The following is an 18,134-nucleotide window of genomic DNA, read 5'->3' as shown; positions in this document are numbered from 1 at the left end:
CCACCCGAGGGCTGCCGCCGCTCATGTAGCATTCCAGCCATGTCGTCGGCGACCTCAGACAGTGATGGGCTCGTGTCCGACGGCGAGCGCATGATCATCGGGCATCGTGGTCTGAGCTCGCTCGCCCCGGAGAACACTATGGCTGCCTTCCGCTGCGCAGTGGACCACCAGGTGGGCTGGGTGGAAGCGGACGTTGACATCATCGCCGACGGAACGGTCATCATCTGCCACGACTCGACCCTGGATCGCACTACGAACCGGGCTGGCCGGTATGACGACCTGACCGTCGCCGACCTGGCGGGCATCGACGCCGGAGGCTGGTTCTCCCCCCGATTCAAGGGCGAATCGCTCCCGACCTTGCGGAACCTCATTGATCTCATGAACGCCACCGGCCTCAACGCCAATATCGAGATCAAGCCCAATGGGACCGGGCGAGAGGCGACGCTGCGTCTCATCGACGGTGTGATCGCCCAGCTCGAACGCCTGCGTCCCGGTGCGGAGGTCATTGTCTCCTCCTTCAGTCATCTTCTGCTCCACCTGTTCAAGCAGCGCGCTCCACACGTGCCCGTGGGTTGCCTCTACAGGAGTCGCACTCTTTCAGACGACTGGAGGAGCACGCTTCAGATCGTGGGAGCCGACTACATTCACCCAGAGGACTCCGGCCTGACCCGGCAACAGGTTCAGACCTTTCGAGCCGAGGGCTACGGCGTCAACGTCTGGACCGTCAACTCGCTCGGCCGGGCCAACGAGCTCTTCAACTGGGGTGCCACCGGCATCTTCTCCGACATCGCCCATCAGATTCCTCGCCGCTGACTTCTCCGCAGTACACATCGCTGACATCATCCCTTGAAAGGACGGACCTGGTCCCATGACTGCGTCCACATCCGAGTCATCCCCTGATTCGTCTGCCGCCATCGTCTCAGAGGGGACGGGCGAGCATCTCGCCGATCTGCCCGAAGGCGCCGCTGCCCGGAGGCGTCCGGCCTTTCTGCGCCGTGACCGCGTTGGCGCGTTCCTCAGCATCGCGCTCTCCGGCCAGCTCGTGTACGCCGCCTTCGAGGCGCTCAAGGGCTCCCTCATGCTGCAGGTCTCCGACGTGCTGGGGATCGGCATTGACGGCTTCGGCGCCATGATGAGCGTTATCGGTCTGGCCATGTACATGTATGTCCCGGCCGGATGGATCAACAACCGCTTCACCATCCGCTCGATCCTGGTGACGTGGTGCGCCTGGAGACTTGTCACACTGCTGGTCCTCTACCTGACACCGGGGCTGTCGTTCACGACGATGCTCGCCATCGCGTTCTCCTGGGCGGTCTGGGATGCCATCGGATGGCCGGCGGTGGTCAATGGCCTCACCTTCATCTCCCGAGACGATCGCCGCCGCGGCAGAGGCATGGTCATGGGCTTCTTCGAGGCGATCAGACGCAGCGTGGAGTTCATCCTGGCCATGATCGTCGTCGGCTGTGTCTGGGCCTTTCCTCAGCACTGGAAGGTCATCATCATCGGCTTCGCGGTCGGCTACTCCCTGTTGCTCGCCCCGCTGATCGCCTGTCTGCTCCACTTCGTGCCGAGGAACGCGATCGCCCACCAGGACAACACCTCGGCGAACGCGGCCGCCCTCCTTGGGCTGCTCAAGGTCATGACTCGTCCGCGCATCTGGCTGGCCGGGCTGGCGGCCATGTGCCTGTACTGGGCCTATGTCAACCTCATCTACTCCTCGGCCCCCTACCTCAAGCTCGTCTACAACGTCTCCGACGGCGTGGCCGGACTGTTCGGGGCTGCGACTACCAGCCTCGTCGGCGCCCTTATCTGCATCCCGGCGGGGTTCGTCGCCGACTACGTCTTCAAGTCGTCAGCGGCCATGATGACGGCAGCGCTGACCGTCGTCGGGGTAAGCGCCGCAGCGGTGTACATGCTGCCGTCATCGAAGACGATGATGTGGCCCGCAATCATCCTCCTCATCGTCATGTCAGCGGGTGTCTTCATGGGCAAGTCGGTCATCCTGGCTCCGATCGCCGAGCTCGACCTGCCCGAGGAGATCAATGGTTCGGCTATGGCGGTCGCCTCGTTCCTCGCCTACGCCTCCATTATCTGGGGCAACTCGATGACCTCCGGCATCGTGGAGTCCCACCGCCACGACGCCTATGCGGGCTATCAGATCATCTTTCTCATCACCCTAGCCGTGGCGCTAGCAGGAGCTGCCTGCGCCTTCGTTCTGACCGTCGTCGGACGAGGTCGCCGGCACGTCTGACTCAATCTCAATTGACTCGATGCATGACCCGGAAGGCTGTGTGAGCGCAGTCACCAGGGGTAGGGTGGGGTCATGTCACGCTACATCGAGCTCCACCCCGTGAACCCGCAGATCCGCCTGGTTGAGAAGGTCGTCGGTACCTTGCGCGACGGCGGTCTGGTCGCCTATCCCACCGACTCCGGCTACGCCCTAGCCTGCGCACCGGGGAACAAGGAGGGCCTGGACCGCATCCGCACCATCCGCCAGCTCGACGGGAAGCACAACTTCACCTTCGTGTGCGCCGACTTCGCCCAGGTGGGCCCCCTGGCCATCGTGGGCAATAACGCTTTCAGGCTCATCAAGCGCCTCACCCCGGGGCCGTGGACCTTCATCCTCAAGGGCACCAAGGACGTTCCCCGGATGACGCTCAACCCCAAGAAGCACACGCTGGGCGTGCGCATCCCGGACCACGCCATCACCCAGGCCCTCGTGGCCGAGTTCGGTGCCCCCATCCTGTCCTCCACCTTCATCCGCCCCGGCAAGGAGGAGCCGGAGACCAACGGGTGGGAGATCGAGGAGTCCCTCGGCCACCTCATCGACGTCGTCATTGAAGGTCCAGTGGGTCAGGGAGAACCGACCACCGTCGTCGACCTGACCGATGATGTTCCCGAGGTGGTGCGTCAGGGCGCAGGAGACATCAGTCTGCTCTGACCAAGCCGGGAGCCGTGACTCCCGTCGTGCTTGCCGGATCCGCATCGACGCCGGACCAGGCAAGTAGCCGTCGCAGCCACCAGGGCGACCGCCAGTTCCAGCGGAGTCGGGGGTGGGGGAGGTTAGGGTCGTCCCATGGACCTGTTCGAGTCTGCCGGCACGGATGACGCCGGGCTCCCTGCGGATTCCCGCGCGCCCCTGGCCGTGCGGATGCGACCCCGCTCGCTGGACGAGCTTCAGGGGCAGGCACACCTGCTGACCCCCGGATCGCCTCTGCGGCGCCTTGTCGAGCCATCAGAGACGATGGAGCACCCGCGCGCGGGCGCTCAGGGAAGCGCCACCGCGCGGCATCCGGGCGCATCCCTGTCATCCGTCATCCTGTGGGGGCCTCCCGGAACCGGGAAGACGACGCTGGCCTACCTGGTGGCGCGGGGCAGCGGGCGACGATTCGTGGAGCTGTCGGCGGTGACCGCGGGCGTCAAGGATGTGCGCGCCGTCGTCACCGATGCCAGACGGCGCCTGGCGGCGGGGGAGGAAACGGTCCTGTTCATCGACGAGGTCCACCGCTTCTCCCGTTCCCAGCAGGACGCCCTCCTGCCCAGCGTGGAGAACCGGTGGGTCACACTCATCGCCGCCACCACAGAGAACCCGTCCTTCAGCGTCGTCTCGCCGCTCCTGTCCCGCTCCCTGCTCCTGACGCTCCACCCCTTGGGGGCGGACGACGTCGGGCGCCTGATCGATCGCGCCCTGACCGACGAGCGCGGCCTGGCCGGAGCTGCCCAGCTCAGCCAGGAGGCTCGCGAGCAGATCGTGCGCATGGCCGGCTCTGACGCCCGCAAGGCCCTCACCGTGCTGGAGGCCGCCGCAGGCACGGTTCTGGCGCGGGAAGCGGACGCCGACTCACTGCCCCTGATCGAGGTGGCCGACGTCGAGCAGGCCGCCGATGTGGCGGCGGTGCGCTACGACCGCACCGGCGATCAGCACTACGACGTCATCAGCGCCTTCATCAAGTCGATGCGCGGTTCCGATCCCGACGCCACCATGCACTACCTGGCACGCATGATCGCGGCCGGGGAGGACCCCCGGTATATCGCCCGACGCATCGTCATCCACGCCGCCGAGGACGTCGGTCTGGCCGATCCCGGAGTACTGTCCACTGCCGTGGCCGCGCAGCAGGCGGTCGCCATGATCGGGATGCCGGAGTCCGGCCTCATCCTGGCCGAGGCCGCGATCGCCGTGGCCACGGCCCCCAAATCCAACGCGGTCACCATGGCCCTGAGCGAGTCGCTGGCGGACGTGAACGCAGGCAAGACCTCAGCCGTGCCCGCACACCTGCGCGACGCCCACTACACCGGGGCGGAGGGACTCGGGCACGGCAAGGGTTACCGCTACCCGCATGACTTCCCGCACGCTGTCGTCGGTCAGCAGTACCTGCCCGAGGGGCTCGAGGGCAGTCGGTACTACCGCCCCAGCGGCAACGGATTCGAGAAGCAGCTGGCCTCCCGCCTCGAGGCCGTCCGACGCATCCTTGAGGAACGGTGACGATGATGGCCCCGCCCAGGATTGAAGCGGGAGCGGGACAGGGTTGAGGACCGCCTCACACCAGGCGATTTCGACATGGGTTTTCGCTGACGAGCACGCTACAGTTCTCGAGTTGTCCACATCGAAGATGATCGGCGGCGCCTACCGGTACCACCGTTCGATGACGATGCAGACCTCCTGGGGTCCCGGCCCGAACCGCGGCTGACCCCGCGCCGTCGGCACCAGCCCACGGCGTGCGACCACCAATCCGACAGGAAAGAAACACATGAGCTCTTCACGCTCCCGCCGTCAGGTGCGCCTGTCTCGCGCCCTTGGCATCCCGCTGACCCCCAAGGCCGTGCGCTACTTCGAGCGCCGTCCCTACGGTCCCGGCGAGCACGGCCGCGCCCGCCGCCGCACCGAGTCCGACTACGCCGTCCGCCTCAAGGAGAAGCAGCGCCTGCGCGCCCAGTACGGCATCCGCGAGGCTCAGCTCCAGCGCGTCTTCGAGGAGGCCCGTCGCGGCCAGGGCCTGACTGGTGAGTCTCTCGTCGAGCTGCTCGAGATGCGTCTGGACGCCCTCGTCCTGCGCTCCGGGATCGCCCGTACTATCGCCCAGGCCCGCCAGGACGTGGTCCACCGCCACATCCTCGTCGACGGCAAGGTCGTGGACCGTCCCTCCTATCGCGTCAAGCCCGGCCAGACCATCCAGGTCCGCCCGCGCTCCCAGGTGATGGTGCCCTTCCAGGTCGCCGCCGCCGGTGCCCACCGCGACGTGCTGCCCCCCGTCCCGGACTACCTCAACGTGGACCTCGAGAAGCTCTCTGCCACGCTGGTGCGCCGTCCCAAGCGCGACGAGGTTCCCGTGACCTGCGACGTGCAGATGGTCGTCGAGTACTACTCGCGCTGACGCCTGTACTTCATCTGACGCCGGGGCGCCCCGGACCCATCGGAGGTTCGGGGCGCCCCGGCGTGGGAGTAGGCTCGCCTGTAGCAATCCGACCGGCTCGCACGTCGTACGGCCACCTGGAAACCAACTGGATACCAGTCCCGCCGGTCGACCACACCACACTATCCACACGCCCCGGTGCAAGGCCCCAGCGCCGAGCGCCCGGGCACCCCTCGAACAGATGAGGACCCCATGCGCACATCCGAGATCCGCCGCCGCTGGCTCGACTACTTCGCCGCGAACGAGCACGAGATCCGTCCCTCGGTCTCTCTGGTGTCCCCCGAGCCCTCCATCCTGTTCACCGTGGCCGGCATGGTGCCCTTCATCCCCTACATCCTGGGCACGGAGGAGGCCCCCTGGCCTCGGGCGGCCTCGGTGCAGAAGTGCATCCGCACCAACGACATCGACAACGTCGGCATCACCACGCGCCACGGCACCTTCTTCCAGATGAACGGCAACTTCTCCTTCGGCGACTACTTCAAAGAGGGGGCCATCTCCTACGCCTGGGGCCTGCTGACCGGCAGCCGCGAGGAGGGCGGCTACGGCCTAGACGGGGACCGTCTGTGGATGACGATCTGGGAGGAGGACCAGGTCTCCTTCGACTACTGGACCCGCGAGATCGGGGTGCCCGCCGAGCGGATCCAACTGCTTCCCTTCAAGGACATCTCCTGGTCAACCGGGCAGCCCGGACCGGCCGGCTCCTGCTGCGAGATCCACTACGATCGTGGTCCCGCCTACGGTCCCGACGGTGGCCCCGCCGTCGACACACAGGGCGACCGCTTCCTGGAGATCTGGAACCTCGTCTTCGACGAGTTCCTGCGCGGAGAGGGCAAGGGGCACGACTTCGAGCTCCTGGGCAAGCTCGACCAGACCGCCATCGACACCGGTGCCGGCCTGGAGCGCCTCGCCTTCATCATGCAGGACAAGCCCAACATGTATGAGATCGACGAGGTCCTCCCCGTCATCAAGGCCGCCGAGGAGCTCTCCGGCAAGGTCTACGGTCGCGGCGCCGCCGGCCCCGAGGCCGGCGAGGCGCACCATGACGACGTGCGCATGCGAGTCGTGGCCGACCACGTGCGCTCGGCTCTCATGCTCATCTCCGACGGCGTGCGCCCCGGCAACGACGGACGCGGTTACGTCCTGCGCCGACTCATCCGCCGGGCCGTTCGCTCCATGCGTCTGCTTGGTGTGGACGAGGCCGCGATGCCCACCCTGCTGACCGCCTCCAAGGACGCCATGAAGGCCTCCTACCCCGAGCTGGAAACCGGCTGGCGCACCATCGCCGAGGTCGCCTACGGCGAGGAGGACGCCTTCCGACGCACCCTGGCCGCGGGCACCACGATCCTGGACACCGCGGTGGCCGCGGCCAAGAAAAAAACAGGTGGGACCGGACGCCCACTGGTGTCCGGCAAGAGCGCCTTCGAGCTGCACGACACCTACGGCTTCCCCATCGACCTCACCTTAGAGATGGCGGCCGAGCAGGGGGTCGACGTCGATGAGAGCGCCTTCCGCAGCCTCATGAACGAGCAGAAGGAACGCGCCCGGGCCGACGCGCGCGCCAAGAAGACCGGACACGCCGACATCCGCGTCTTCAGAGAGCTGGAGAAGGAGATGGGCGGCGGCTCGACCTTCCTGGGCTACACCGACTCCTCCGCCGAGGCCGTCGTCACCGGGGTGCTCGTCGACGGCGTCCCGCAGAGTGTCGTCACTGCCCCGGCGGAGGTCGAAGTCGTCCTGGACCGGACCCCCTTCTGGGCCGAGATGGGCGGCCAGCTCGCCGACCAGGGCACGATCCGACTGGCCGACGGGGGCACCGTCGAGGTCAACGACGTCCAGGCTCCCGTCAAGGGCCTGCACGTCCACCGCGGCAGCCTGACCGAGGGCACGATCGCGGTGGGGGAGAAGGCCTTCACCCAGATCGATACGGCCCGCCGCCTGGCGATCGCGCGCGCCCACACCTCCACCCACATGGTGCACAAGGCGCTCCACGAGATCGTCTCCGACAACGCCACCCAGGCGGGCAGCGAGAACTCCCCCTCCCGCCTGCGCTTCGACTTCCGCCACGGCTCGGCCCTGGTCGGTGACCAGGTGACCGGCATCGAGGAGCGGGTCAACGCCAAGCTCTCCGAGGACCTGGCCGTCACCGACGAGGTCATGGACATCGACGCCGCCCGGGCTGCGGGCGCCATGGCCCTGTTCGGGGAGAAGTACGGAAAGAAGGTGAGGGTCGTCTCCATCGGCGGCGACTGGTCCAAGGAGCTGTGCGCCGGTACCCACGTACCGACTACGGGCCATATCGGCCGCATCGCGGTTGTGGGCGAGTCCTCGATCGGCTCGGGCGTGCGCCGCATCGACGCCCTCGTCGGCGACGGCGCCTATGGCTACCAGGCCAAGGAGCACGCGCTGGTCTCCCAGCTCTCCACAATGGTCGGGGGCCGTCCCGAGGACCTGCCCGAGCGCGTCGAGGGGCTCATGACGCGCCTGAAGGACGCCGAGAAACGCCTGGCAGCGGCCGAGCAGGCCGCCCTGTCGGCGCGCACCGCCAGCATCGTCTCCGATGCCGCCCGCCTGGGCGAGATCCGGCTCGCCTCGGCCAACCTCGGCTCCGTCGGCTCCGCCGACGCCGTCCGTTCTCTGGCCCTGGACGCCCGCAGCCGGCTCGGCGACTCCGAGCCCGCCGTCGTCGCCGTCGGCGCAGTCCTGAACTCACGCCCGGTGGTGGTGGTCGCCACCAACCCCGCCGCCCGAGACAAGGGCGTTCGCGCCGGAGCTCTGGTGCGTACTGCGGCCCAGGTACTGGGCGGAGGTGGTGGCGGCAAGGACGACCTGGCTCAGGGAGGCGGGCAGAACCCCGACGCCCTGGACGAGGCGCTGCGCGCCGTCGCCGACCAGCTCCGGGCCTGATTCGGCGATCCGACCCCAGACTGCCGTAGCAGATCACGTGACAGACTCATCGGCTCATCCGGATGCCGGGGGACTGCGCCCCGGAGTACGACTCGCCTTCGACGTCGGGAAGGCGCGTATTGGTGTCGCGCGTTGCGATCAGGACGCGATTCTGTCCGTTCCTGTGGTAACTCTCAGGCGGGACCGTTATGGTGCTGATCTCGACGAGGCCGTTGACCTCGTCGAGGAGTACGGTGCCTTCGAGGTGATCGTCGGCCTGCCCAAGCACTTGGGCGGCGGCAGCTCGAGCTCGACCAGGGACGCCCGCAGGTGGGCCCGGGACCTGGCGAGCCGTCTGCCGTCGAAGGTGTGCGTCCGGCTGGTCGATGAGCGGCTCACCACCGTCACTGCTCACCGGGAACTGCATGCGGCCGGTCTGAAAGAGAGGAGCTTTCGCGGTATCGTCGACCAAGCGGCCGCGGTCGTCATCCTTGAGCAGGCCATCACCACCGAGCGAACGTCCGGGGTGCCGGCCGGTGAGCGAGTCCACCCGATCAAGAGAGGCAGAGCGTGAGCCACGACGATTTCTTCGCCGAGCTCGGCATCCAGCGCGACGAAGATGCTGGTGACGCCACAGAGAAGCCCAAAAGCCGCAAGCAGCGGCGTATGGAGAAGGTCGAGCGCCGTCAGCGCAAGCGGCGCCGGCACGGGCTGACGAGCCTCGTCATCGTCATTACCCTCGTGGCCGTCGGCGTCCTGGGCTACAAGGCCATCGGAATCATGCGTGACGCCTCCGCCCAGGCCACTCACGCCGACGACTACCGCGGCAATGGCGAGGGCGAGGTCACGGTGACGATTCCGGAGGGGGCCTCCGGACTGGATATCGGCGACATCCTCCAGGAGAAGGGCGTCGTTGCCTCCGGCAAGGCCTTCACCAACGCGGCCAAGAACAACCCGAAGGGCAACACGATTCAGCCGGGCACCTACAAGCTCAAGAAGAAGATGTCCGCCAACGCCGCGCTCCAGGCTCTGCTCGATCCCGAGACCAAGGGCGACCACACCCTGACGGTTTCGGCCGGCAACACCAAGGACATCATCAAAGACCGGCTCAAGCAGGTCAGCAATTTCACCGATGAGCAGATCGAGGCCGCCTACGCCGACACCGCCGCCATCGGTCTGCCGGCCGAGGCGGGCGGCAACGTTGAGGGCTGGCTCGCTCCGGGGACCTACGACGTCACGGAGAGCGCAACTCCTACCGATCTGGTCAAGCAGATGGTCTCCCGCACCATGACCCAGCTCAGCAATCTCAAGGTTCCCAAGGAGAACTATCACGTCGTCCTGACCAAGGCCTCCATCGTCGAGCGCGAGGTCCCGCCGAAGTATTACGGGCAGGCGGCCCGGGTCATCGAGAACCGCCTGGCGCAGGTCGACGGGGAGACTCAGGGAAAGCTCCAGATGGACTCCACGGTGCTCTACGGCCTGGGGCGTAGTGGCGGGATCCCGGCGCCGGAGGAGGCGACCGATCCCAATAACCAGTACAACACCTACGTGCACCCAGGGCTGCCGCCCGGCCCCATCGGCAGCCCCAGCGAGGATGCCATCAAGGCCGTGCTCAACCCGCCGGCCGGAAGCTGGCTCTACTTCGTGACGGTCAACCTCGACACCGGTGAGACCCTGTTCTCCTCCACGAGCGAGGAGCAGGCCGCCAACACCAAGAAGCTCAACGATTACTGCGCGAAGAACAAGGATACGTGCAACGGGGGTAAGAAGAGTGGCTGACGCGGTCGGCGCGGCGGCCCGATGGCGCTCCGCCGTCATCGGCCAGCCGGTGAACCACTCGTTGTCTCCAGTCCTTCACCGGGCCGCCTACGCAGAACTGGGCCTGAGCGACTGGCGCTACGAGCGCCGCGAGACGGCCCCCGAGGAACTTCCCGCCCTGCTTTGCGAGCTGGCGGCCCCGGTGGAGGCCGAACCCGTCTGGGCGGGTCTGAGTGTCACGATGCCCCACAAGCAGGCGATTCTGGCGCACCTGGACGTCGTCGATCCCCTGGCCGAGGCCGTCGGCGCGGTCAACACGGTGGTCGTCCAGCGCAGCGGCGAGGGAAAGGCGCTCCTGGCGGGTTTCAACACCGATGTCGCCGGCATCGTCGGCGCGCTCCGGGAGACCGGAGACCCGGTGATCAACCGCCTCCGTGCCGGTGACGCCGTCGTTCTCGGGTCGGGCGCCACCGCCTGTTCGGCCCTGGCTGCGCTCGGCGAGCTCGGAGCAGGCCATATCACCGTCGCGGCACGCCGCCATGCCGGCCCTGGGCGGGCGCTCAGCGCCGCGCACCGCATGGGGCTGGACATCGAGGCCCTCACCTGGAAGCCGGCCGACCCTGCCTCCAACGCCGAGGTGGCGCGGCACCTGGCCGCGGCCGACGTCGTCGTCTCCACCCTCCCCGCGGGGGCGGCGGATCCCTTGGCCGCTGTTCTCGACGAGGCCGTGGGTCCCGCGGGCGGAACCCGTCCAGGAGCCGTCATGCTCGACGTCGTCTACGCTCCCTGGCCCACCCCCATCGCCGAGGCCTGGGAGCGCGGCGGGGGAACCGTCGCCCCGGGATGGCTCATGCTCCTGCACCAGGCCGTGCCCCAAGTCCGGCTCATGACCGGGCGGCAGCCCGACACCGAGGGCATGCGCGCCGCGCTCCTGCCGGCCCTGGCGACGCCGTCGGCCACCAACGCCGACTGACTCGCACCCCTCCTGACGCCGAGGAGGGACGCCGGAGACGCCATGGGCGTGTGAGAGTATCTGTCTCATGCTTCGATGGATGACGGCCGGGGAGTCCCACGGCGAGGCTCTGACCGCGGTGATGGAGGGCGTGCCCGCAGGCGTGCGGATTACCAGTGAGGACATCAGGGCAGCGCTGGCCCGCAGGCGTCTGGGGCACGGGCGTGGCGCCCGCCAGTCCTTCGAGCGCGATGAGCTGCGGGTTCTGGGCGGGATCCGCCATGGCAGCACCATCGGAAGCCCGATCGCGCTGCAGATCGGCAACTCGGAATGGCCCAAGTGGTCCACGGTCATGAGCGCTGATCCCGTCGATCCCCGCGACCTGCTCATCGACGCCGGTACCGGCGACGAGCGCGAGATCGCCCGCAACCGTCCCCTGACCCGTCCTCGGCCCGGACATGCCGACCTGTCCGGCATGCTCAAGTACGATCTGGACGATGCCCGCCCGGTCCTGGAACGGGCCTCCGCCCGTGAGACGGCCGCCCGGGTCGCGCTGGGAGCGCTGGCCGAGGCCGTCCTGGCCCAGGTCGCCGGCATCGGGCTGGTCAGCCACGTCGTACGCATCGGCTCCGTCGTCCTGCCCGACGATGTTCCCCCACCGACCGCCCGGGACACCGAGCGCCTGGACGCCGACCCGGTGCGCTGCACCGACTCCGCCACCAGTGCCGCCATGGTCGCCGAGATCGACGCCGCCAAGAAGGATGGGGACACGCTCGGCGGCGTCGTCGAGGTCGTTGCCACGGGTGTCCCGGTGGGGCTGGGCACCCACGTCTGCGCCAACCGCCGGCTCGACGCCCGGCTGGCGGGCGCGCTCATGGGCATCCAGGCCGTCAAAGGTGTCGAGATCGGTGACGGCTTCGCCGAGGCGGCCCGGCGCGGTTCGGCCGCGCACGACGAGATCCTCTCAGTGCGCGATGGTGAGGTCGCACGTGCCACCAACCGTGCCGGCGGCATCGAAGGAGGTATCTCCAACGGCTCCGAGATCCGGCTGCGAGCCGCTTTCAAACCGATCTCGACGGTGCCCAGGGCCCTGCGCACCATCGACCTGGCCACTGGCGAGGCCGCCACCGGGCTGCACCAGCGCTCCGACGTGTGCGCCGTCGTCCCCGGTGCGGTCATCGCCCAGGCCATGACCGCACTGGTCCTGGCCGATCTCCTGCTGGACAAGACCGGCGGCGACTCGGTGGCCGAGGCCAGGGGCAATCTTCAGGCCTACCTGACCCGACTCGCCGAGAGGACGCAGTGGTGAACCGGGTGATGAGTCGGCCGGTGAGGGCGATACTGGTGTCGACGCTGAACTCAACGGTGAGGGAGACACGATCATGACCTGGAAGCGCGTTCCGACCATCGCTCTGCGCGACGATCAGCTGCCCCTGGTGCTGGTGGGACTGCCCGGCGCGGGCAAGACTACCCAGGCCCGGCTCCTGGCCCAGGCGCTCGGCGTCCAGGTGACCGACACCGACGCCGAGATCCGGCGTCGCGCCCGCATGACGATCCCCGAGATTTTCGCCTCCGAGGGGGAGGAGGGCTTCCGCAAACGCGAGCACCGGGCCATGCGGGCCGTCCTGGACTCCCCGGCGGCTGCTCAGGGCGTCATCGCCCTGGGCGGGGGAGCGGTCCTATGGCCCGAGAACCGCGAGCTGCTGCGCGGTCACACCGTCATCCATCTGACTGCCTCCCCGAGCACGGCCGCCAGCCACGTGGGCGACGGCACCGGGCGCCCCCTCATGGCCCCCGACGCGGACTCCGACCAGACCCGAGCCGCTCGGCAGAACAGCAAGAATCACGACGGGCTCCTGGCCCGGATGAAGGCCCTCCACGCCCAGCGCTCACCGCTGTACTCCGAGGTGGCCACCCTCACCATACCCACCGACGGGCTGAGCCCCCAGCAGGTCGCCGCCCTCATCCTCGTCGCACTCGGGGTTCAAGCACCTCAGGCGGTTGGCGTCCTGACACCCATGTTGGCGAAAAGCAACCGGACTGGGGCCCCGGAGCCCCCGCGGCCCGCAAGCTCCCAGACAGCCTCGGCATCCCCCTCCGCCACCGGCCGAACCACGACTGCGTCTCAGCTAGCCCGGATCCAGCCCTCTCCGGCAGCAGGCGACGACGGCCCGCAGCGCGTAGGCGTCACCGGCGAGCACCCTTATGACGTGCTCATCGGCCACGGACGCCTGGCCGATCTGGCAGACATCGTCCGGGACACTCCGGGTGCGGGTGCGGGAGGAGTCGCCATCGTTCACGCCAAGGTCCTGGCCGACCGCGCAGCAGACGCCGAGAAGCAACTGATCTCCCAGGGGCTGCGCGTGCTGCTGCTCGAGGTACCCGACGGCGAGGCGGCCAAGAAGGCACGCGTCCTGGAGTACCTGTGGGAACGACTCGGTTCCTTCCGCCTGGGGCGCGACGGGCTCGTTATCGGCCTGGGCGGTGGAGCGACCACGGATCTGGCCGGCTTCGCGGCCGCCACCTGGCTGCGGGGGGTCCCGGTGGTTCAAGCGCCCACCACCCTGCTGGCCATGGTGGACGCTGCCGTCGGTGGAAAGACCGGCATCGACACTCCGGCCGGCAAGAACCTGGTGGGAGCCTTTCACCCGCCTGCCGCCGTCATCGCCGACCTGGAGACACTGTCCACCCTGCCGGCCGCCGAGCTGCGGTCCGGACTCGGCGAGGTCATCAAGTGCGGACTCATCGCCGACCCGGTCATCCTCGACCGTGTTCTGGGCGAGCCCGCCGACTGCCTGGCCTGGGACTCGCCTGTCCTAGCCGACCTGGTCGCCCGTTCGATCGCGGTCAAGGCCGCTGTCGTGGGGGAGGATCTCACCGAAGCCGGTCTGCGGGAGATCCTCAACTACGGGCACACCTACGCCCACGCCATCGAGAAGGTCACCGGTTACTCCTGGCGCCATGGCGAGGCCGTGGCCGTCGGTTGCGTTTTCGCCGCCGAGGTCGCCCACCGCAGCGGCAACCTGAGCAGCGACGCACTGGCACTGCACCGTCAGAGCCTCGAGGCAGTGGGCCTGCCCATCTCGTTCGCCGAGGGCCGCGGTCGGTGGGAGGAGCTCAAGGCGGCAATGATGAGCGACAAGAAGGTGCGCGGCGGCAGGCTGCGGCTTGTTCTGCTCGACGACATCGCCAGGCCTGTGAGGGTGCAGGCACCCGATGAGGACGTCCTGATCAGGGCTCACGAGACCGTCACCGACCCAGCCGGATCGGCCGGTGAGGGGACACGGGCGTGAGCCCTCACGAGCACCGGGCGCTGGTTCTCATCGGTCCTCCTGGAGCCGGATGCTCCAGCGTGGGACGCGTCCTTGGGCGCGCTGCGGGCCTGCCCGTGCTCGATCTGGCCCGCAGCGTTGCCGAGGAGTTGGGAACCAGCCCCGACCTGGCGCTCGTAGCAGTGCCGGAGGGCAAGTACCGCCGCGTCGAGGCCGACACTGCGCTTCGGCTCCTGGAACGTGCGCGGGTCGAGGGCGCCATCGTCGCCCTGGGCTCGGGATGCCTGGGAGACCCGCGGATACGCCAGCGCCTTGCAGACCTGCGGCTCGGCAACGGGCGGGTCCACCGCGTCGTGGCCCTGACCTGTACCACCCGGGTTCTGGCCACCCGCAACGGTCTCGACGCCCCCCGGTCTGTGGCCCTGGGAGCCGTCCACCACCAGTTCGTCCAGATGCTCCATGAGCGCTGGACCCGGTGCCGGGAGTTGGCCGACGTCGTTGTCGACACCACCTCGACCACCCCCGATGAGGCCGGGGAGCAAATCATCGAAGCCGTGAGGTCCGATTCTTCCCGAAACTCGTGACGGGCGTGACACTCCTGTCGCGAGGAGAGTGTCGAGCACCGCGGTAAAATCGGCGCGTCCTAGACGCAACGCAACAGTGAGGAAACCCTCGTGGCAACGACGAACGACCTGAAGAACGGTATGGTGCTCAACCTCGAGGGCCAGCTGTGGCAGGTAGTGGAGTTCCAGCACGTCAAGCCCGGCAAGGGCCCCGCCTTCGTGCGAACCAAGATCAAGAACGTCCTGTCCGGCAAGACCGTGGATAAGACCTTCAACGCGGGCCTCAAGGTCGAGACCGCTACAGTCGACCGACGCGACATGCAGTACCTTTACAAGGACGGCGACGACTACGTGTTCATGGACACTAAGTCTTACGAGCAGACCTATGTCCCGGCGGCCACCGTCGGGGATACTGCTACCTTCATGCTGGAGAACCAGGACGTCATCGTGGCCTTCCACGAGGACTCCGTTCTGTTCGTCGAGCTCCCGGCCTCCGTGGTCCTGACGATCTCCCACACTGAACCGGGCCTTCAGGGTGACCGCTCCAGCGCAGGCACCAAGCCCGCCACCGTCGAGACCGGTGCCGAAATCCAGGTTCCGCTGTTCCTCAACACCGGAGACAAGGTAAAGGTCGACACTCGTTCCGGCTCCTACATCTCCCGCGTCAACGACTGATGGCAGAGCACTCCGAGGAGGGCTCATCCGGCTCGAGCCCAGCATCGCGTCACCCGGTCACCGCCCGCACCAAGGCACGTCGGCGTGCGATCGAGATCCTCTTCGAGGCCGACCAACGCGGAATGCTGGCCACCGACGCCGCCGAGGAGCTTCGCTCCTTCGCGCAGCTGCGGGCCGTCAGCTCGGCCAACCACACCGAGGCCCCCGCCTACACCCGGGAGATACTGAGCGGTGTGTGCGATCACCTGGCTGACGTCGATGAGACGATCCAGACCTACGCCCAGGGCTGGACGCTGGGCCGCATGCCGGCCGTCGACCGCGCCATCGCTCGGGTCGCCACCTGGGAGATCGTCTATAACGATGAGGTGGATGCGCCCGTCGCAGTGGATGAGGCCATGACGCTCAGTCGAATGCTCTCCACCGACGAGTCACCCAGGTACCTCGGGGGGCTGCTGGGGCGTATCGGCGACCTCGCGGACACGTTGCGCTAAAGCCATCGTTCTCCGGGCTCGCGGCATGGGGTGTTGTTCCCATGCCGCGAGTTATGTTCGGACGAGTGTTCTGCCCTAACCTGGGTTGAGCCCATCCGTTGATGCCGGAGCAACCTGTGAATCATTTTCCTTCCCAACGCCCCAGCAAGTGGCCCGGACCCGTCTTCATCGGGACGCGACGACGCGTCGCGAATCGCCGGACGGAAATTTCATCCGGAGTTGTCGGGATCATCACCTCAATCGCTCGGACGGCGATAATGATAACGCTCCAGCCAAGGGGGTTGATCTCAGCATCGCTGACAACCAGTGCCGTACTAGGAGTTGTTCCCCTTCTCACTCTGATCGACATAGTTTACTTGAAGGATATCGGGAGAATCTTCATCGAATCCTGGGAGCCGACATTCTGGGTCTATGCGATATCTATTTTCTTGCTGCTTGCCGCGCATGTTCTTCTGGCAAAATTCAAGGCGCTCAATGCAGCTGGAGGCGCGGGCGATGTCTCGGTGGGAATGGCATGATCGATCAGTACCGGTCCCGCACCTCTGACGAAGGCTGGGATGGCAGGTCGACCACTCTCCCGATGGTCGGTCGCTCGATCTCACCTTTCGTTGCCACGCAACATCAGCCCGATCCGCGCGCAGAGCTTCAGAGTCGTCGAGTCAGAACGCGGAGCGACGGTACATTCGGAGCCGCATTGGCTCTAATTGACGCAGCGCTTCAGGCGATTATGTTAGGTTTTCTATATGTCGATGGCCTGCACGGCTTCGTCGTAATGCTGTGGATCATGGCGCTAGCTTTGTGCCCGATCATCACAGTGGTTCTGTGGTTGGCGAGCCTTTCTTTTTCGACACGATTCTGCTCGATGGCATATGGTAAATACTATTACCTGCGCTCGGGGTGGCTGGAAGCGAGGGCTACATCGTCCGCCCTCGTTGTCGCGAACCTATTTCATGTGGTTCCGGTTGCGGTCACGTATTCATTCCTGTTCCGAGACGAAACGAAGAGAGTGATGTCTCTTAGCCTGGCATGGGCCATTGGCCTCATCGTGATAGATGTCATTCTCCTGCTCAGGATTCGTGATCTTAATCCACTGTCCTCGTCAACAGCAGGAGAATATGTCGCATGAGCGCGATTCCGGGCAACGCCAGTTATGAGCTGTTGACCGGACGCCGTCCCCTCGACCCGCGGGACCTGCTCCTCGGGAACCGACCGCAGTCGAGAGGACGGCGAACCAGCTACTGGCTCATTGCACGGACAACGATGTAGTCGATGTCCACCTGGGCCTGCGTGAAACCCTCATGGTTCAGCCTCCCCCGGTGGATGCTGCCGGTGTGCGTGGTCAGGCAGATGTGGTATGGCGCGCCTGCGCCGAAGCAGGTGTCAAACTCCTGCGGGGAGTCCGAGCGCCGCACCTCATGATACGGTTGGTCGTCGAAGAAGAACCGGATGCTCTCGGGGGTCTTCTCCATCCCGTAGGTGTGCCATGCGGTGAGATCGGGTTTCGGCGAGACCCCCAGGTTGCTTCCCTTGCCCCCGGCTTGACCGTAGTGGACGGTCGACTCGGCGATGCCCGTGGCGCTCCCACCACCGTAGGTCTCGACGACATCGATCTCGCCCCCGTTCTTGCCATCGTCGGCCCGCAGCCAGATCCCGGCGAACAGGCCCTGATGGGACTGGGGGAAACGAGCCCTGGTCTCCAGGGATCCGTAAACGAAGGAGAAGAGGCCCTCCGTAGTGACGAAGGCCTGGTTCACATAGCGGATCGTCTCCTCCTTGTCGAAGCGGTTCTGGAACCCTTTCAGGGGCGTCGCCCGCTTGCGCCAGAGAAGATGCCCTACGCCGTCGCTGACGCTGTGGGTGTCATGGGTGAAGACCCCCCAGTCGTAACTCGCGCATGTTTCGGGTTCGGAACGGTTGTCCCGCCAGCGGCTTGGGGAGAAATCGGACCCTTGGGAGAACTGTTCATCGAAGATGGGAGAGCCGAAGTCATGGGCCGAATCGTCCGCAATGGCGGGGGATTGGGGAAGCAGACCGGCAGCGGCCAGGCCGGTCCCGGCACCGAGGCCGGTGATGATCGAACGTCGGGTAGGGAGAGTCATATCGTTCCTTGCTTGAGAAGAAGTCACTGA

The 18,134-nt window shown here is 66.9% G+C and carries 17 protein-coding genes; 16 read left to right on the top strand and 1 reads right to left on the bottom strand.

What is annotated here, in order from left to right; translation table 11 throughout:
• Positions 1-39 precede the first annotated feature (39 nt).
• The 16 genes from HMPREF0975_RS04860 (at position 40) to HMPREF0975_RS04790 (ending at position 17,131) form a co-directional block, all read left to right on the top strand.
• Positions 40-813 (top strand): glycerophosphoryl diester phosphodiesterase, encoded by a 774-nt coding sequence (locus HMPREF0975_RS04860; RefSeq protein WP_009233027.1) that lies wholly within the window; start codon positions 40-42, stop codon positions 811-813.
• A 55-nt stretch (positions 814-868) separates the two neighbouring features.
• Positions 869-2,251, top strand: coding sequence for an MFS transporter (locus tag HMPREF0975_RS04855; protein WP_009233026.1), 1,383 nt, complete (start codon positions 869-871; stop codon positions 2,249-2,251).
• Between the two features lie 72 nt (positions 2,252-2,323).
• Positions 2,324-2,941, top strand: a complete 618-nt coding sequence (locus HMPREF0975_RS04850; RefSeq protein WP_009233025.1) for an L-threonylcarbamoyladenylate synthase — start codon at positions 2,324-2,326, stop codon at positions 2,939-2,941.
• A gap of 135 nt (positions 2,942-3,076) precedes the next feature.
• On the top strand, positions 3,077-4,483 hold the full coding sequence (locus HMPREF0975_RS04845; protein WP_009233024.1) for a replication-associated recombination protein A: 1,407 nt from the start codon (positions 3,077-3,079) through the stop codon (positions 4,481-4,483).
• 265 nt (positions 4,484-4,748) lie between these two features.
• Positions 4,749-5,372 (top strand): 30S ribosomal protein S4, encoded by a 624-nt coding sequence (rpsD, locus tag HMPREF0975_RS04840; protein WP_003782217.1) that lies wholly within the window; start codon positions 4,749-4,751, stop codon positions 5,370-5,372.
• 231 nt (positions 5,373-5,603) lie between these two features.
• Positions 5,604-8,315 carry an alanine--tRNA ligase gene (gene alaS, locus HMPREF0975_RS04835; protein ID WP_009233023.1) on the top strand — a complete coding sequence of 904 codons (2,712 nt, stop codon included), beginning with the start codon at positions 5,604-5,606 and terminating at the stop codon, positions 8,313-8,315.
• Between the two features lie 37 nt (positions 8,316-8,352).
• The gene (ruvX, locus tag HMPREF0975_RS04830; RefSeq protein WP_009233022.1) at positions 8,353-8,868 is read left to right on the top strand and encodes a Holliday junction resolvase RuvX; all 516 of its coding nucleotides are present in this window, start codon (positions 8,353-8,355) and stop codon (positions 8,866-8,868) included.
• Entirely contained in the window at positions 8,865-10,073 is a 1,209-nt protein-coding gene (gene mltG / locus HMPREF0975_RS04825; RefSeq protein ID WP_009233021.1) for an endolytic transglycosylase MltG, read from the top strand. Before ruvX ends, mltG begins: the two co-directional genes overlap by 4 nt.
• On the top strand, positions 10,066-11,025 hold the full coding sequence (locus HMPREF0975_RS04820) for a shikimate dehydrogenase (protein WP_009233020.1): 960 nt from the start codon (positions 10,066-10,068) through the stop codon (positions 11,023-11,025). Before mltG ends, HMPREF0975_RS04820 begins: the two co-directional genes overlap by 8 nt.
• A gap of 67 nt (positions 11,026-11,092) precedes the next feature.
• The gene (aroC, locus tag HMPREF0975_RS04815; protein ID WP_009233019.1) at positions 11,093-12,313 is read left to right on the top strand and encodes a chorismate synthase; all 1,221 of its coding nucleotides are present in this window, start codon (positions 11,093-11,095) and stop codon (positions 12,311-12,313) included.
• A gap of 73 nt (positions 12,314-12,386) precedes the next feature.
• Positions 12,387-14,297 (top strand): 3-dehydroquinate synthase, encoded by a 1,911-nt coding sequence (aroB, locus tag HMPREF0975_RS04810; protein ID WP_009233018.1) that lies wholly within the window; start codon positions 12,387-12,389, stop codon positions 14,295-14,297.
• Entirely contained in the window at positions 14,294-14,860 is a 567-nt protein-coding gene (locus HMPREF0975_RS04805) for a shikimate kinase (protein ID WP_009233017.1), read from the top strand. Before aroB ends, HMPREF0975_RS04805 begins: the two co-directional genes overlap by 4 nt.
• 90 nt (positions 14,861-14,950) lie before the next feature.
• Entirely contained in the window at positions 14,951-15,514 is a 564-nt protein-coding gene (gene efp / locus HMPREF0975_RS04800) for an elongation factor P (RefSeq protein ID WP_009233016.1), read from the top strand.
• On the top strand, positions 15,514-16,005 hold the full coding sequence (gene nusB, locus HMPREF0975_RS04795) for a transcription antitermination factor NusB (protein ID WP_009233015.1): 492 nt from the start codon (positions 15,514-15,516) through the stop codon (positions 16,003-16,005). The genes efp and nusB overlap by 1 nt, the downstream gene beginning before the upstream one ends.
• 257 nt (positions 16,006-16,262) lie before the next feature.
• Positions 16,263-16,523, top strand: a complete 261-nt coding sequence (locus HMPREF0975_RS15475; protein WP_009233014.1) for a hypothetical protein — start codon at positions 16,263-16,265, stop codon at positions 16,521-16,523.
• Positions 16,520-17,131 (top strand): hypothetical protein, encoded by a 612-nt coding sequence (locus tag HMPREF0975_RS04790; RefSeq protein WP_049939446.1) that lies wholly within the window; start codon positions 16,520-16,522, stop codon positions 17,129-17,131. The genes HMPREF0975_RS15475 and HMPREF0975_RS04790 overlap by 4 nt, the downstream gene beginning before the upstream one ends.
• A 109-nt stretch (positions 17,132-17,240) precedes the next feature.
• Here the strand turns inward: HMPREF0975_RS04790 and HMPREF0975_RS04785 are convergent, their stop codons facing one another.
• Positions 17,241-18,104 carry a glycoside hydrolase family 16 protein gene (locus HMPREF0975_RS04785; protein WP_009233011.1) on the bottom strand — a complete coding sequence of 288 codons (864 nt, stop codon included), beginning with the start codon at positions 18,102-18,104 and terminating at the stop codon, positions 17,241-17,243.
• Between the last annotated feature and the right edge of the window lie 30 nt (positions 18,105-18,134).

The sequence above is a fragment of the Actinomyces sp. oral taxon 849 str. F0330 genome, assembly GCF_000239715.1.
GTDB classification, from domain to species: domain Bacteria; phylum Actinomycetota; class Actinomycetes; order Actinomycetales; family Actinomycetaceae; genus Actinomyces; species Actinomyces johnsonii.
This window is presented reverse-complemented; position numbering and strand designations above follow the sequence as displayed.

Coding starts and splice junctions, on each gene's coding strand:
- HMPREF0975_RS04860 (WP_009233027.1), top strand. CDS start 40: ATGTCGTCGGCGACCTCAGACAGTGATGGGCTCGTGTCCGACGGCGAG.
- HMPREF0975_RS04855 (WP_009233026.1), top strand. CDS start 869: ATGACTGCGTCCACATCCGAGTCATCCCCTGATTCGTCTGCCGCCATC.
- HMPREF0975_RS04850 (WP_009233025.1), top strand. CDS start 2,324: ATGTCACGCTACATCGAGCTCCACCCCGTGAACCCGCAGATCCGCCTG.
- HMPREF0975_RS04845 (WP_009233024.1), top strand. CDS start 3,077: ATGGACCTGTTCGAGTCTGCCGGCACGGATGACGCCGGGCTCCCTGCG.
- rpsD (WP_003782217.1), top strand. CDS start 4,749: ATGAGCTCTTCACGCTCCCGCCGTCAGGTGCGCCTGTCTCGCGCCCTT.
- alaS (WP_009233023.1), top strand. CDS start 5,604: ATGCGCACATCCGAGATCCGCCGCCGCTGGCTCGACTACTTCGCCGCG.
- aroC (WP_009233019.1), top strand. CDS start 11,093: ATGCTTCGATGGATGACGGCCGGGGAGTCCCACGGCGAGGCTCTGACC.
- aroB (WP_009233018.1), top strand. CDS start 12,387: ATGACCTGGAAGCGCGTTCCGACCATCGCTCTGCGCGACGATCAGCTG.
- nusB (WP_009233015.1), top strand. CDS start 15,514: ATGGCAGAGCACTCCGAGGAGGGCTCATCCGGCTCGAGCCCAGCATCG.
- HMPREF0975_RS15475 (WP_009233014.1), top strand. CDS start 16,263: ATGATAACGCTCCAGCCAAGGGGGTTGATCTCAGCATCGCTGACAACC.
- HMPREF0975_RS04790 (WP_049939446.1), top strand. CDS start 16,520: ATGATCGATCAGTACCGGTCCCGCACCTCTGACGAAGGCTGGGATGGC.
- HMPREF0975_RS04785 (WP_009233011.1), bottom strand. CDS start 18,104: ATGACTCTCCCTACCCGACGTTCGATCATCACCGGCCTCGGTGCCGGG.